Origin of the sequence: Serratia sp. root2, assembly GCF_031931805.1 — a bacterium.
GTDB classification, from domain to species: Bacteria; Pseudomonadota; Gammaproteobacteria; order Enterobacterales; family Enterobacteriaceae; genus Serratia; species Serratia inhibens.
In genome coordinates this window covers 2,276,553-2,291,689 of record NZ_JAUJXB010000001.1, presented here as the reverse complement: position 1 = coordinate 2,291,689, position 15,137 = coordinate 2,276,553, and the positions used below count along the sequence as shown (strand labels likewise).

Genomic DNA, 15,137 nt, shown 5'->3' with positions numbered 1-15,137 from the left:
TTTGCACGAATATTTACCAGGATGGGAGGCAACGCCCATACTGGCCGGAAGCTTGGTTTCCTTTCTTGACATACTCCATTAAGGTTCCTTAACTGTAGGGACACCAATAATAACCATTCCAGCAGTGTGCATCGTCTCTTTCCTTATGCAGGGGAGAGGTTTGCGGCACCGATGTGCCGTATCCCTTACTCGACACATTAGCAGGAGTTATTATGATTCCTTTATCTACGCAACAAGAGATCGGCGCTCTGATTATTGGCATTTTTGGGCGTCTACCGACGGTTTCAGAAATCGACTATTACGACAGTCAATTTGATATAGGCAGCCAGCCGCCGGCCTATATGGCCAGCATTTTAATGAGTCAGCCTGATGCCGACTGGATGAACGGCCAGAGCGAATACGATATCCTCACCTCGATCTACTTCTCGGTTTATAACGCCTCCCCCGATCCGGATTACATCAACGGGCTGCTTACGCTGGGCCATTTCAATAGCGCGGTCGCCAGCGTGGTGATCGATCTGGCTAATTATCTGGGCAACGATCCGGTGATCCTGGCGCAGCGCGATGCCCTGGAGCAGCGGATTGCCGAGGGGTTATTTCCCTCTGTTGCCGCAGATGCCGCCGGCGGCGCGGGGGATGCCCTGGCTATGTTCTACCTGCTAAAGGCACCCTGGCTGGCCGATGAACTCAATCAGTATGGGCGCCAGCTTAACGAGGGCGCAGATCTGGCCGGGTTGGCGCAGGACAAAATAGAGACTCTGCCGATCAATAACCTGTCTGACAGCGATTTTATTCTGCAGCTGTTCGAGCAGGGTTTTGAACGCTCGCCAACGGCGGCAGAACTGGCAGATTATCAGCACCGCCTGGCGGAAGGGGCGACGCGTGGCGATCTGCTGGTTGTCATGATTGAACAACTGCGCGGCGTAGTGGCGCCGGAAGACAGCGCTGCGCAGCAACATTTTAATGATGCCGGCTATGAGTATCAGCCGGGAGAGCTGCCCGCGACGGTATATTTGGAACAGGTAGCGGCGCTGTTTCGTGCCATTCCCGAGCGGAGCATTGACGCTACCTCGCTGGATACCTGGAGCAAAATCCTGGCTTCTGGCACCCTCAATTACCCTGAGTTAGTCACCGCCCTGCTGGCAACCCCTGAGTTTCAGGAGCAGGTTGGCTCTCTGCAGGGCGATGCCTTTATTCAGCATGTGTACCAGGCCGTTCACGGCAGGGCGGCGGATGAGCAACAACTGGCGCACTACCGGGCCTTAGGCGACGACAAGGGACTGATAACACAGGCGGTGGTTGAAGATTTGGTGACTGCCGCGGCGAACGGTGGCATAACGCAGAGCGAACAATGGGCGTTTGCGCGCGATATAGGGCAGAGCCTGGCCTATAAAACCACGGCTTCGCTCAGTACCAGCGAAGAAGGCGGAAACGCTTACGGGACGGTAAACACCCACACCGGGCATTCGCTGAGCAACGCGGAAACCGCCGTGCTGTTCCGGGTTTTTCTTAATGCGGATGCGGATGTCACTGTAGATCTGAGCTATGCCTCCCAACTTTCCTATTTGATTATCAACGGGGACAGCGCAGCGGCCATTCAACTGCACAACAACCCGAACGTCAGATATGGCGTGGAGGTGACGGTCAATAACGCTAACGTTACCCTCGACGGCACCTACGGTGGCGATCAGGTACAGTTAACGGCATTGGCCGACGTCGCCGCTGCAACAGGGCATTTTAATCTGAGCGAGGGCAACGACAGCCTGCTGTGGGCCGGAAATTCTACCGGCGGCGCCAACCATGTCGGGGCACTGCTGGGGGCGGACGGCGGAGCCGGTCTGGATATCCTGTCCGCTAATCTGATCGTCAAACTCACTTCCACGCTGGATCTTTGGGGCGTACGTGTCAGTACGGTTACCAGCAATGCCGCCAATTTTAGCCATTTTGAACAGCTCGATCTGGCCGGTTATATCGGCCAGGCTGAAGCGACGCTGAATAAGGTCAGCTGGAGTGGAATCAAGACAGAGAAATTGGCGACTGATGCCCATGTTTTTGACTACGGCGTGCTAAGCGGCCATGCGACAGTAGAGGGAACCCGAGGGGGATATGTCATTCAGGATCGGGCTGCGGAGGATCTGGGCAGCGGTGGACTGTTGCTTTCCGATCGGGCGGATAATGTAAAAGTGATCAATGCCAATGCGGATGCTGCCCGGCTTGAAATCAGCAGCGTGGGCGATCAGGCTGATAGCCGGCTTGAGATCGACTTTGTGGAAAATGCCACCCATAGGTTCGATCTGCTGTTTTCCGGCCGTGGAGACGCCGGGTCGTTGGCGCTGGGGTCCCACGGCAGTGAAAACCCGCTGGAGCTGATCGCCATCACCGCGGCGGCTTGGGGCCGTAACGCCCTGACGTTGACCGGCAGCAATGAACAAGTGCATGACATCGTGCTTTCCGGCAAGGCGAGTTTTGATCTGACGCTCGGGGAGGGATACGCCAATGTAGGTCTGATTGACGCTTCGTCGTTTGTCGGCAATGCATTCACCCTGAATTCAGCCCATGGCGGCAGCGGCAACGGTACCTTGATTCAAATGCTGGATTTGTTGCCGCTGAGCGGCGGGAGCCAGGCGAAATTGGAACCGCTGTTGGGAGAGCTTGGTTTGTTGGGCGAGCAACTGTTGGTGAAGGGTGGGGGCGGTAATGACCATTTCAGCATCATGGGTGATACCACCATCGTTGCCGGAGCGGGGCAAAATAGTCTGACCCTGCAATCAAGCACGGCGGCTTCTGGCGTGACGCTCAGGGATTTTTCGCTGGCACGGGACAGCTTTACTGACGTTGCGTCCGGGCTACGTTTATCCAATGATGCCGGCGGGAGCGCATTGGCGGATTACGGCACCAGCAATGGTGAAAATATCGAAACCCGGATAGGCGCGCTGACGGCCGATCAGACAGGGAGCGCAAGCCAATTGCTGGCGGCGTTGTTGGATTTGGGCAGTATCGATGCCCTCAGCGCCAAGGTAGGGGTAGGCAGCGTACTGGCCGATAAAAACAGCAGTTACATTATTATCGACAACAATGACGATCATCGGCTGGATGCCGCTGACAGCGTGATTCTGTTATTGGGGCAGGATCACCAAACGCTGCTGAGCGAACTGCGCTATGTTCCGCAACAGGTGGAGCTAACCGGTGCAGCGGCAACGGAAGAGCTGTTGGTTGCCTGAGGGGCGTTTTAACGACGGTGCAGGTTATGCGGCATAAGAAAGCGGCATCGCCTGTTTAGAAACGGCGGGCGCAGAATGCGCCCGCCGTCGAGCAGGACAAATCAGGAAACGTGCTGCAGGAACTCTTGCAAGCGCGGGCTTGGCGGCGAATTGATCAGATCGTGCGGGTTGCCGTCTTCGGCTATACGGCCCTTGTCGATGAAGATCAGACGCGATGCCACTTTCTCGGCAAAGCCGACTTCGTGGGTCACGATCACCATGGTCATGCCTTCTTCGGCCAGATCCTGCATGACCTTCAGCACTTCGTGACGCAGCTCCGGGTCAAGCGCCGAGGTGGGTTCGTCGAACAGCATCATTTTCGGTTTTACCGCCAGCGCACGGGCGATAGCCACGCGCTGCTGTTGGCCGCCGGACAGTTCGGAAGGGTAGTGATGCGCGCGTTCCGCCAGGCCCACTTTGGCCAACAGCTCACGCGCCAGTTTTTCCGCTTCCGATTTTTTCAGACCACGTACGCGGATCGGACCAAAGGCGACGTTTTCCAGCGCCGTCAGGTGCGGGAACAGGTAAAACTGTTGGAACACCATGCCGGCTTCCTGACGGATCAGGCGATCGTCGACCTTGGGATCGTTGGCTTTCAGACCATCGACGAACAGATCGCCGCTGGTGATCTCTTCCAGTTTGTTGATGCAGCGCAGCAGTGTGGATTTGCCGGAGCCGGAAGGCCCGATAATCACTACGACTTCACCCTGGTTAATTTTCAGGTCGATATTGTGCAGCACTTGGGTTTGGCCAAAATGCTTGGAGACGTTTTTAAATTCAATCACAGGATTTTCATCCTTCTTTCCAGACGACGCAGAACGAAGCTCAGCACCAGGGTGATAATCAGATAAATAACCGCCACGGCGCTCCAGATTTCCAGCGCACGGAAGTTACCGGCAATAATTTCCTGGCCCTGACGGGTCAGTTCCGCCACGCCGATCACGATGAACAGCGACGTGTCTTTAATGCTGATGATCCACTGGTTACCCAGCGGCGGCAGCATGCGGCGCAGCGCCAGCGGCATAATGACGTAACGGATGGTTTCACGGCGCGACAGACCCAACGCCAGGCCCGCTTCACGGAATCCGTTGTGGATCGACAACACCGCACCGCGGGTAATTTCCGCAATGTAGGCGCCGGAGTTGATCATGATGGTGACCACCGCCGCGCTAAACGGATCTATGCGTAAATCGCTGAATGCCATCGGCAGGGCGAAGTAAATAAACATCACCTGCACCACGATTGGCGTACCGCGGATCACTTCGATGAACACCAGGGCGATATGGTTGGCAATCCAACCGCCGTAGGTACGGGCAAAGCCGGCGACAAGGCCGATGATCAGGCCGCCAATCAGACCGAGGACCGAAATCCACAGGGTCATTTTGGCGCCTTCTAACAGAATGGGGATGGCGGGCCAGATGGCGCTCCAGTCGAACTGCATGGTGTTTTCTCCCGATGATCCCAACGCTGGGAATCAGATACAACAAAGCGCAGGGGCTAAGGCACAACCCCTGTGCTCAAGTTAAACAATGGCTGACTTCACCCGTTATTTAGGCTCGGTACCGAACCATTTTTTGTAGATTTCGTTGTAGGTGCCGTTGTCGCGCAGCGTTTTCAACGCGCCGTTCACCTTCACGCGCAGCTCGTCACTGCCTTTCGGGAAGGCGATGCCGTATTGCTGGGCTTCCAGTGATTCACCGACGGTTTTGAACTTGCCAGCGCCTGCGGTTTTAATGAAGTACAGGATGTTTGGCGTATCGTGCAGTACCGCGTCAGCGCGTTTGGTACCCAGTTCCATATAGGCGTTATCGATGTTCGGGAACTGACGCAGATCTTTGGTTTTGATGTTCTGCTTGGCGTAATCCACCGAACCGGTGCCGCTCTTCACCGCCACCACTTTACCGTCCAGATCCTTCACGCTTTTTACGCTGTCGTCGTTGGCATTAACCATCACCAACAGGCCGCTTTTGTAGTAACCGTCGGAAAACTCGATGGCTTTTTTACGTTCTTCGGTGATGGTGATGCCTGCCAGCGCCAAATCGATGTTTTTGGTTTGCAGCGCCGGGATAATGCCGCTGAAATCCATAGGTTTCAGGGTGTAATCCAATTTCAGCTCTTTAGCGATCGCGGCCCACAGGTCGATATCGAAGCCAACGTATTTGTCGCCTTGTTTGAATTCAAAAGGAACGAATGCGGTATCGGTTGCGACGACCAGTTTATCTGCTGCGTGGGAGCTTACGGCAAAAGCCAGCGAAAGTGCGGCCAGGGAGACTTTGAAAATTGACTTCATGTGAGGAATTTCCTGTACAGGTTGCGGATTACCCATTTTTTATATTGCAGTTGGTGCCATGAAAAAATCGTGCCATGTTTGCAACTACCATAAAAACAAAGAGTTGTGATGCGATGTTGTGCCTTAAAGGCGTATTATTATTTTTATGCACCAAATTGAGGCCCCAAAATGGTGCTTTGGGTTTCGTGCTGGTGCATTGGCCTATCATTAACCAAATAATGGGGGTGAAACAACCGATAGTTAACAGTTTCGCTTCAATATTGATAACTAACTCTAACTTTTATGATTCATGGTTGTTGCATATGGTGCAGGAGTGTTCGATAAGTACAGAAAATGGTTTCAGAACCCGGTGCTCTTGATTAGCCGCCAGCTTAGCGCAACTGGCTGTCTTTGCTTCCGCGCCGGTTATATAAGCCGCTGTCGGCCTGTTTTTTGTCCAGTTCGGTTTGGCAGACCAGACAATAGCGGATGCCTTTTAACGCCTGGCGGCGCGCCAGGGGGATTTCTTCGCCGCACTCCTGACAGTAATGTTCGCTTTCACCTTGACCCAGTGCAAGTCGTGCACGTTGCACAGCGTCATCAACGGTGGAGTCGATTTGATCCTGTACGGCGCCATCCGCCGCCCATCCGTTTGCCATGGGGACCTCACTTCGGTGTCTTCGTCATATTCCTCTGTATATAACGCCATCAATCGTGAACTGATTAAGTCTACTATGGGCGTTTTTTTGAGCAATTCAAGCGGCGTAAAAAGAAAAACAGGCCGGGGAAAAACCCGCAGCCTGTTTAAGCCCGCCAAGCGGGTTGGGGATGACGCTTACCCGGGGTTATTCAATATTGGATTCGATAAACCACAGGTACTTGTCCAGATCGCGTGATGCTGCAGTGAACATATCGGCAGTATCTTCATCTTCTACTTCGGAGATGGCCTTGCGAATGTCGTTCGCCACTGCGCCATAACGATCTGCCAAGGCTTTCAGATGTTCTTGCACGCTGTGGATGTTGGTTGGGTAGCTTTTCAGGGGCGTTTTATCGTTCACCACCTGCACGGTACCCAGCGCCACGCCGCCCAGCTGCACTACGCGCTCGGCGAAAGTATCCTGATGCTCGGTGATCGCGGTGCGGAACCCGTCCAGCATTTCATGGACGGCAATAAAGTTGGCACCGCGCATATTCCAGTGTGCCTGTTTGGTGATCAACGACAGGTCAATAAACTGCACTACCTGATGGTTCAGGGCCTTGATAGCAGCCAGTTTCGTTTTTTCGTCCATGTCATTACGGGTGTAAAGCAGATCAGAAGATTTCGTTTTCACCAGTTTAGCGGTACTCATATCAGATATCCTCTTTGTGGGTCGTTGTCCTATTTTTGTCACGGGAATAATTATAGCAGCCATATTCATTCTTGCAGCACGAAAATGGCTATTGGATAAATAGGCCATAACGAATGTAAAATTAGACTTACAAATTAAAATCCAATTTTCCCATCTTTTTATCTGTTTAAGTAATTGAATTATATTAATTTTTTATCTTTTAAGGTAGGGTGTGTGACGAACGATGGTAATAATTGAAATGTGAGGGGTTACCTTTGCGATGTTATTTCCCATGAGAATATATTTTTAATGGGTAATTATTGTGTCGGCGTATTAATTGACTGTTAATTCAGGTTGATAGCTTGATAACATCCGGTTAAAATAATTCCCCCTCATTAGTTATCGCTATAATCCTATGAAAATTAACGTAGTGGGAACCAGCGGCAGTGGCAAAAGCACGGTGGCGCGCCAGTTGGCCGAAAAATTTGCAGTCCCTTATATCGAGCTGGATACGTTGTTTTGGCGGCGAGACTGGCAAGGCACGCCGGATGATGAGTTTTTGGCCCGCATCGCACAGGTGTTGGGCGATGCGGACAGCGGCTGGGTGCTGGACGGCAATTATACCCGAACCAAATCGCTCAAGTGGCGCGAGGTCGATTGGGTCGTGTGGGTGGACTACGGGTTTTGCCGCACGTTGTTTCAGGCGGTACGCCGTGCGGCCATGCGCGCCTGGACCCAAACTGAATTGTGGCCTGGCACCGGTAATCGCGAGAGTTTTCGCCGTTCTTTTTTCAGCCGCGATTCGATAATTCTGTGGACCCTCAAAACCTACCGTAAAAACCGGGCCAGTTACCTTGATGATATGAATAATGCCCGGTATGGGCATATCCGTTTTATTCGGCTGCGTTCACCCGGGCAGACCCTGAAGTTCATTCGTTCTTTACCCCAGGGTTAATCGACTACAGCAGCAGGCTGTAATGTACATTCACTACCGCTTTCTTGATAACGGTTGGGGCAGTCAACTGGCAGTTGGGTTGATGCGGCTCATGGGGCAAGAAGATGGCGTACATACCGGGAAACATATGCAGCGTCTGATGATGGCGACCGATATCCAACAGTTGCAGATCCTGCTTCTCGTCGTAGGGCTGATCGCTTTGCCACCCCCCCGGCAGCCCGTAATCAATGCGTTCTTCGCCGCTGATTAACAGGTGGATAGCGGCATATTCCTGGTGCAGCTCGCCGTCGATCTCATGCCGCCCAGCGCCAACTCAGGCCGATCGTATTGACGGAGGGTGTTAAGGGCTTTAACCAACATGCCACGGCCGTAGCGTGGGTTAAACAGGGTGTTATAAATCATTTTGGTTCTCCATGTGATCAACCCAGCCGGGTTGGGTTCCATAAAACGCGTCGGTTGCTGCGGGAATCGTATGCCTGCTTATCAGTGCGAAAACAGTTAACCCGCCAGCATTCCGTTTCTGGCAAATGTGGGCGTATCAGATTTTCAGGACAGTTTTTCGATTTGCGGTTTGGATTTGATGGTCAGAGTCGAGCCCATCGATGCCGCGATAATCGCCGCCAGAGCCAGCCATTGCGCTACTGTCAGGTGCTCATTAAGGAACAGCATGCCGGAAAGCGCCGCCATTGCCGGCTCCAGGCTCATCAGAGTGCCGAAGGTACGCGCCGGGATTTTGGGCAGCGCGATGATCTCCAGCGAATAAGGCAGTGCGGTTGAGAGGATCGCCACTGCCAGCGCCGTGGGCAGAATATCGACATTCAGCAATACGCTACCGGCTTGCCAGGCCCCAATCGGGCAGAATACCAACGCGGCTATCAGTGAACCGACCGCCACCGTGCCCGGCCCGTGATCGCCACCGGCCTTCTGGCCAAAAATAATATAGACCGCCCAGCAGGCGCCTGCGCCCAGCGCACAGGCTGCGCCGAACGGGTCGATGCTGCCCATATCATGGCCAAGTGGCAACAGAAACCACAACCCGACCAGCGCCAGCGCTACCCATAAAAAGTCGATCGCGCGGCGTGAGGAAAACATGGCGACCGCCAGCGGCCCGGTGAACTCCAACGCCACGGCGATACCGAGCGGCAGGGTGCGCAGAGAAAGGTAAAACAGGTAATTCATGGCGCCCAGCGCCAGACCATAGACCAGCAGCGGCAGGCGGCTGCCGGCGGCGAAACGCATGCGCCATGGGCGAAAGATAACAAACAGAATCAACGTGCCGATGCTTAGGCGCAGCGTAGTGATCCCTTCCGCGCCGACCAGCGGAAACAGGGTTTTGGCCAGCGAAGCGCCGCCCTGGATCGACACCATGGCGATGATTAACAAACAGATGGGCAGCAGCGCGGAAGGCGCTTTAGCGGGTGTAGACGCAGACATCCTTATGAGCCTTTTGTTCGCCTTCCACAGCCTTGGGAAGACAGTCGAAATAGAGATGAGGGCAGTGTAAATGAAATGGGGCAAATGTGTCTGCGAAAAGCGTACGAAACGATAAAAGCTGCCACGGTCTTGCGCCAAACAAGCGGAAATGGTCAAAAAGTGCGCATTTATTTCGGAATTGTCTGGATATTAAATAGGTGATTGTTGTCACACAAACGAGTAGAATGCGGCTCGAAAATAGAGCGAAAAGAAGCAGATACACTGTTCTTGAAATCTTATGTTACACGATATAAAGCATTAGACACTCATTTTAAGGCAGAGTTTCACGCTAATTTTTGCTATATTTTCAATGCATGAACAAATGGATTTACTTAAAAATATAACGCGTTTGAGGTGGTTATGAAAAAAATTGCATGTCTTTCCGCAGTAGCAGCCTGTGTATTAGCAGTAACCGCAGGTACCGCATTCGCTGGTCAGAGCACCGTATCCGCTGGCTATGCACAGGGTGATCTCCAAGGCGTTGCTAACAAAGCCGACGGTTTCAACCTGAAGTATCGTTACGAGTTCGACAACAGCCCACTGGGCGTGATCGGTTCCTTTACCCATCTGGAAAAGAACGGTTCTCAAGACGGTTACTACGGTAAAGCGCAGTACAACTCTATCACTGCCGGTCCAGCTTACCGCTTCAACGACTGGGCAAGCATCTACGGTGTAGTGGGTGTTGGCTACGGCAAAAACATCGATAATGCACAAAACGGCACCGATCGTAACGGCAACAGCGACTACGGCTTCACTTACGGCGCTGGTCTGCAGTTCAACCCAATCCAGGAAGTTGCTCTGGACGTAGGTTACGAGCAGAGCCGCATCCGTAGTGTTGACGTCGGCACCTGGATGGTTGGCGTAGGCTACCGTTTCTAAGATTTCTTCATGCCTGCGGGCGTGAGCGTGCGGCGCAGTTGGCCGTACCGGATAAAAATCCGCCTTCGGGCGGATTTTTTTTGCCTGAAATTCGGCGCTACTTACCCAATTTTTGCGCCGGTTGCGACGAGAAGCGGGCGCTGCGGGCATCACGCTCGTAACCCTGCAGCTCCGTGAGGATGCCATATAGTGCCGGTCGACGACCGTGGATCCAGCGGCGCCCGGTGCTGAGCGGGATTAACGACAGATCGAGATCGGCGATCACCATTTTATCTTCTGCCGCCCAGGTCTCAGCCAGAATACAGCCATAGGGATCGAGGATCATCGCGTTGCCGGTACGCACTTCGTCGTCATCGCGACCCACGCCGTTGCTGAAGAGAATAAACAGGCCGTTGTCATGCGCGCGCGCCGGTAGCCAGCGCATTAGCCAGCCACGGCCATGTTCGCCCCGAAAGGCTTCTTCTATCGCCGCCGGATGCTCTTTGCGCTGCTGCCAGAGCGCCAGCGGGATCGGCTTCATGCCATGCGGGCTGCGCGAGTGGGTGCCACCGGTCTGGTGCGGTGCCAATAGTACGTCTGCTCCCAGCAGGGCGGTGGCGCGTACGTTTTCCACCAGGTTATTGTCCCAGCAAATCAGAACGCCCATCCGCACTCCCCAGGGGGTATCGAACACGGTAAAGCTGTCGCCGCTGGCTATCGCCTCATGTTCAAAGGCGTGCAGTTTACGGTGAACGTGAAGACCGCCGTCGGGCAGGCATACGGCGTAGGCGTTGTAATAATTGCCATCCTCACCCAACTCAATCAACCCGACGCCGATTGCCATATTATAGCGTTCCGCCAACGGACGAATGCGCGCCAGCGAAGGGCTGTCGGCGATCGGTTCCGCCAGCGCGCCAATCTCGCCGGCGCTGAGGTGCCGCACGTGCCAGTAGCCGGTGATGCACATTTCCGGAAAGGTTAATACCTGGATCTGTTCGGCGGCGGCGCGGGCGATAAACCCCTCCATTACCGACAGGTTGTAATTTTTATCATTGGCGCGATGCTGAAATTGCACCGTCGCGGCGCGTAGAGAGGTTGTCATAAGGTTACCTTTGGCTGTTATCTGGCGTTGATTACAGCAAGCATATTGATTACTGTATAATCAATTAAATTCCTAAATTGATAACCTGACGGAATGGATATAAAACAACTGCGCGCCTTCGTGGTGCTGGCCGAACAGGGTAATTATCGTCTGGCGGCGGAGCTGCTGTGCATCACTCAGCCGGCATTGAGCAAACAGATCCAGACGCTGGAAATGCTGCTCGGCGCCCGGCTGTTTAACCGTGGTCGTCAGGGCGCTCAGCTTACCGCCGGCGGGCAGCGGTTGTATCCCGAAGCCCGGACGTTGGTCGACCGGCATCTGCAGTTTCAACAGCACGCTCTGCGGGTGGTACAAGGGGAGGCGGGGCGGCTGGCGCTCGGATTCGGCCTGTCCAGCTTTCATTTGGCGCCGCAACTGGTCGCTGCCTTCCGTCAACGTTTTCCAGCGGTTGCCGTGGGGCTGGAGGATCTGCCCTCGGAGCGACAATATCAGCTGTTATTGCAGGGAGAATTGCAGGTGGGGTTCGTGCGGTTACCGGTCACTGCGCCGCTGCGGGCCACGGCATTGCTGAGCGATCGGCTGGTATTGGCGGCCCCCTCGGCGTTGGCGCTGCGGGCGGAAACTCTGATGGAGCGATTTAACTCGTTGCCGCTGTTGCAACTGACACCCAAGCGTGGGCGCGGCCTGAGCGATCAGTCGCTGCGCTTTATTGCCGCGCATCAACTGACGCCGAATGTGGTGCAGCAGGCCGGTGACATCCAGACGCTGCTGGCGCTGGTCGCCGCCGGCATTGGCGTGGCGCTGTTGCCGCAAAGCGTGACCCATATTGTGCCGACGGGCATCGACATTTTAGCGCTAAACGGTGCTTTGACCGAATGGCAGGTGGGCATTGCCTGGAACCCGCAGCAACCCGACGCATTACGGGATAATTTTATTCAGGTTGCGCTGGCGACGGCGCAGGTGCCTTAAAGCCCGTGTTCATAAGAGGCAGTGCATCACCACAATCGGATTCTGATGGTATTCACTGCGGTGGCTTTCGCTAAAACCGACTTTTCTCGCCAACGCCAGCGACGGCTGGTTCTCCGGCGAGATAATGCATACCGCCTTATCGCCGGGTAGGTGCTCCTTCCCCCAGGCCAATGCCGCCCGCAACGCTTCGGTGGCATAACCTTTGCCCTGTGCTGCCGTGACCAGCGTCCAGCCCATCTCCGGGGCGTCAAGCGCCGGGATAATATTGCGCTGGAAGTCGGAAAAACCGATGCCGCCAAGATAAGCGCCGCTGATTTTATCGCGTACCGCCCAGTAGCCATAACCTAATAGCGCCCAGTGGCCGACGTAACGCATCAGGCGGCCCCAAGAGTCTTCAAGGTCCCTCGGCGTACCGCCGATATAACGCACCACCTCGGGATCGGCCCACATGGCGGCCAGCGATTCAAAGTCGTCAAGCCTATGCGCATCCAGGCGTAAACGTTCGGTCAGCAGCGTCGGGGCTGTGGTGATAAGCGGCATTATTTTTTTCCTGCACAGAACCAAAAGCGGTGTGTGGAGTATGCCAGAGAAGTGACATTGCCAGCTATTAGAGGTAAGGCTTTATCCAGCCAAGACCGACACCGGTTTCGCCACGGGGTTTGTATTCGCAGCCGATCCAGCCCTGATAACCTATATTGTCCAACTGCGCAAACAACCACGGATAATTCAGCTCGCCATCGTCAGGCTCATGACGATCTGGCACTGATGCGATCTGAATATGAGCGTAGCGCCCGGCCAGCGAAGTCATCAGGCCGCTGATATTGCCATCCACCAACTGAGCATGGAAAAAATCAAACTGAATGAAAACGTTCGGGCGATCGATATCCTCGACCAACTGCGCGGCCTGATGTTGGCTGGAGAACAGATACCGGGGCTTTACCTGCGGGCTGAGGGCTTCGATCAAAACATTGATGCCCTGTGCGGCGAAGGTGTCGGCGGCATAGCGGATATTGTCGATAAAGGTCTCTCGATAGCGCTGCCACTCTGCTCCCGGCGGGACCAAACCGGCCATCACGTGTACGCAGGGGCAATTGAGTGCGGTGGCGTAGGCCAGCGCGCGTTCGATATCGGCGCGCGCATCCTGTTCGCGGCCAGGGACTGCCGCCAAGCCCCATTCACCGGTTTCAACATTGCCCGGTGGAGTATTGAACAGCACCTGTTGCAGATCATTATGCCGCAGCTGTTCCGCCAGCAGTTCGGCTGGATATTCATAGGGGAACAGGAATTCCACCGCCTTGAACCCTGCGCCTGCGGCGGCTTCGAACCGTTCCAGGAATGGCAGTTCGTTAAACATCATCGATAAATTGGCAGCAAACTTAGGCATGTTTCAGCTCCGTAATCCGGCAGTTTCCTCATGGTACAAGGGCAGCATCGGGGTGCAGAAATGATTTTACAGGTGAATATCGTTAAATAGAAAAACCCCCTGGCGGGGGGGAACGCGCTTTTCCAGCCGGCAAGGTGGCTTATGCGCAACACTGCCCGGAAAACTAGATACCGCTGAACCAGTTATAGCCCTGATCTTCCCAGTAGCCGCCGGGATTGGTATCGCTGACAAAAATGGCAGCGATATGTTTGGCGTTCTTGAAGCCCAGCTTGGTGGGCACCCGTAGCCGCAACGGATAGCCATAGTCTGCCGGCAGCGCCTTGCCGCCGAAATCCAGCGCCAGAATGGTTTGTGGATGCAGTGCGGTGGCCATATCGATACTGGAGTAATAACGATCCGCGCACTTGAAACCGACGTAGCGGGCGTTCAGATCTGCGCCGACATGCTGCAAAAAAATGCGCAGCGGCACGCCGCCCCATTGGCCGATGGCGCTCCAGCCTTCGATGCAGATCAGCCGGGTTATCTGGCTTTGCTGCGGCAGACGCTGCAATTGTTCCAGCGTCCAGGGCGCGTTTTTTTCCACTCTGCCGGAGACTTCCAGACGATAACTGGCGAGATCCACTTCCGGGACGTTGTACTCGGGGTAAAACGCGTTGAACGGGAAGGGGTGAGTGATCTGATCCGGCCGATAGGTTTGCGCCAACCGCTGGCCGCTGAACAGCCAGGCCTGCACCCGATCGTTCCAGCGCGACATGGCCCACAGCACTTTATCCACCTGATCGCCGTCCTGCAGATTGCAGCCGGTCAGCATGGCAATGCCGCCCAGCGTCAGGCCGGAGCGCAGCATCAGGCGGCGTTGCAGATTGACCAGCTGTTTTTTCTGGTCCGGTTCCAGGGCCGGCGTCGAAGGGCGCCGTTGTTTATCGTTCATGTTTGCCACCCGTAATCATTGCCCATAACGTGCGCGGCACGATAATCACCATTAGCAGGTGAATCACTACAAATAACCCAATGGCGGACATGGCGAAAAAGTGCACGTAGCGCGCGGTGTCAAACCCGCCGAACAGGCCCACCAGGCCTTGTAGCTGCACGGGTTTCCAGATGGCCAGTCCGGAGAGCACCAACAGCAGCCCCAGAACCAGTACCCCGAGGTACATCAACTTCTGAATGGCGTTATAGCGGCCGTGTTGATGCTTCAAACGCAGCGTGAGCGCCTGCCCGATATCGCGCCGCAGCGCGCCGATGCCGAGCGGCAGCAGATCGCGCCGAAAATGGCCGCTGAACAGGCTCCACAACAGGTAGCACAGCGCGTTAAACGCCAGCAGCCACATCACCGCCAGATGCCAGCCAATCGCGCCGCCCAGCCAGCCGCCGAGCGTCATCTGCGGCGGAAAACGGAAGCCGAACAGCGGTGAGGCGTTGTAGATTTCCCAGCCGCTCATGAACATGCAAATCATGGCGAACAGGTTAATCCAATGGGTGATCCGGACCGGCCAGCGATGCACCGGCCGCGGCGCGTTGGTTTTCATCTTTTTCTCC

The 15,137-nt window shown here is 55.0% G+C and carries 15 protein-coding genes and 1 pseudogene; 4 read left to right on the top strand and 12 right to left on the bottom strand.

The annotated features are described in order from the left end of the window. The first annotated feature begins 212 nt into the window (after positions 1–212). Positions 213–3,221, top strand: a complete 3,009-nt coding sequence (locus QZQ97_RS10470; RefSeq protein ID WP_311993380.1) for a DUF4214 domain-containing protein — start codon at positions 213–215, stop codon at positions 3,219–3,221. Between the two features lie 101 nt (positions 3,222–3,322). On the opposite strand, the gene glnQ is transcribed toward QZQ97_RS10470, so the two are convergent. The 5 genes from glnQ to dps form a co-directional block, all read right to left on the bottom strand. Continuing rightward, positions 3,323–4,045, bottom strand: coding sequence for a glutamine ABC transporter ATP-binding protein GlnQ (gene glnQ, locus QZQ97_RS10465; protein WP_006322077.1), 723 nt, complete (start codon positions 4,043–4,045; stop codon positions 3,323–3,325). Continuing rightward, positions 4,042–4,701: a glutamine ABC transporter permease GlnP gene (glnP, locus tag QZQ97_RS10460; protein WP_311993379.1), complete on the bottom strand. Its 660-nt coding sequence runs from the start codon at positions 4,699–4,701 to the stop codon at positions 4,042–4,044. The genes glnQ and glnP overlap by 4 nt, the downstream gene beginning before the upstream one ends. A gap of 105 nt (positions 4,702–4,806) precedes the next feature. Next, the gene (gene glnH, locus QZQ97_RS10455) at positions 4,807–5,550 is read right to left on the bottom strand and encodes a glutamine ABC transporter substrate-binding protein GlnH (protein ID WP_006324335.1); all 744 of its coding nucleotides are present in this window, start codon (positions 5,548–5,550) and stop codon (positions 4,807–4,809) included. Positions 5,551–5,921: 371 nt separating this feature from the next. Next, entirely contained in the window at positions 5,922–6,188 is a 267-nt protein-coding gene (locus QZQ97_RS10450; RefSeq protein ID WP_311993378.1) for a DksA/TraR family C4-type zinc finger protein, read from the bottom strand. A gap of 186 nt (positions 6,189–6,374) precedes the next feature. Continuing rightward, positions 6,375–6,878 (bottom strand): DNA starvation/stationary phase protection protein Dps, encoded by a 504-nt coding sequence (gene dps, locus QZQ97_RS10445; RefSeq protein ID WP_006322082.1) that lies wholly within the window; start codon positions 6,876–6,878, stop codon positions 6,375–6,377. Between the two features lie 394 nt (positions 6,879–7,272). Here dps and QZQ97_RS10440 point away from each other — a divergent pair, with 394 nt between their 5' ends. Then, positions 7,273–7,812 carry a shikimate kinase gene (locus QZQ97_RS10440; RefSeq protein ID WP_311993377.1) on the top strand — a complete coding sequence of 180 codons (540 nt, stop codon included), beginning with the start codon at positions 7,273–7,275 and terminating at the stop codon, positions 7,810–7,812. 4 nt (positions 7,813–7,816) lie between these two features. Here QZQ97_RS10440 and QZQ97_RS10435 read toward each other — a convergent pair. Then, positions 7,817–8,214, bottom strand: a pseudogene (locus QZQ97_RS10435) (YhcH/YjgK/YiaL family protein). Positions 8,215–8,358: 144 nt separating this feature from the next. Further along, a complete protein-coding gene (gene rhtA / locus QZQ97_RS10430) occupies positions 8,359–9,246 on the bottom strand; it encodes a threonine/homoserine exporter RhtA (protein ID WP_311993376.1) in 888 nt (295 codons plus the stop codon). Positions 9,247–9,645: 399 nt separating this feature from the next. On the opposite strand from rhtA, the gene ompX reads away from it, so the two are divergent. Then, positions 9,646–10,164 (top strand): outer membrane protein OmpX, encoded by a 519-nt coding sequence (ompX, locus tag QZQ97_RS10425; protein WP_311993375.1) that lies wholly within the window; start codon positions 9,646–9,648, stop codon positions 10,162–10,164. Between the two features lie 97 nt (positions 10,165–10,261). On the opposite strand, the gene QZQ97_RS10420 is transcribed toward ompX, so the two are convergent. Continuing rightward, positions 10,262–11,245, bottom strand: coding sequence for a nitrilase family protein (locus QZQ97_RS10420; protein WP_311993374.1), 984 nt, complete (start codon positions 11,243–11,245; stop codon positions 10,262–10,264). A 93-nt stretch (positions 11,246–11,338) separates the two neighbouring features. Here QZQ97_RS10420 and QZQ97_RS10415 point away from each other — a divergent pair, with 93 nt between their 5' ends. Continuing rightward, on the top strand, positions 11,339–12,214 hold the full coding sequence (locus QZQ97_RS10415) for a LysR family transcriptional regulator (protein WP_311993373.1): 876 nt from the start codon (positions 11,339–11,341) through the stop codon (positions 12,212–12,214). Positions 12,215–12,223: 9 nt separating this feature from the next. Here QZQ97_RS10415 and QZQ97_RS10410 read toward each other — a convergent pair whose 3' ends face one another. The 4 genes from QZQ97_RS10410 to QZQ97_RS10395 form a co-directional block, all read right to left on the bottom strand. Continuing rightward, positions 12,224–12,754 (bottom strand): GNAT family N-acetyltransferase, encoded by a 531-nt coding sequence (locus QZQ97_RS10410; protein ID WP_311993372.1) that lies wholly within the window; start codon positions 12,752–12,754, stop codon positions 12,224–12,226. Between the two features lie 67 nt (positions 12,755–12,821). Beyond that, the gene (locus tag QZQ97_RS10405; protein ID WP_311993371.1) at positions 12,822–13,598 is read right to left on the bottom strand and encodes an HPr family phosphocarrier protein; all 777 of its coding nucleotides are present in this window, start codon (positions 13,596–13,598) and stop codon (positions 12,822–12,824) included. 163 nt (positions 13,599–13,761) lie between these two features. Then, entirely contained in the window at positions 13,762–14,529 is a 768-nt protein-coding gene (locus tag QZQ97_RS10400) for a molybdopterin-dependent oxidoreductase (RefSeq protein ID WP_311993370.1), read from the bottom strand. After that, positions 14,519–15,127 (bottom strand): cytochrome b/b6 domain-containing protein, encoded by a 609-nt coding sequence (locus QZQ97_RS10395; RefSeq protein ID WP_311993369.1) that lies wholly within the window; start codon positions 15,125–15,127, stop codon positions 14,519–14,521. The genes QZQ97_RS10400 and QZQ97_RS10395 overlap by 11 nt, the downstream gene beginning before the upstream one ends. Between the last annotated feature and the right edge of the window lie 10 nt (positions 15,128–15,137).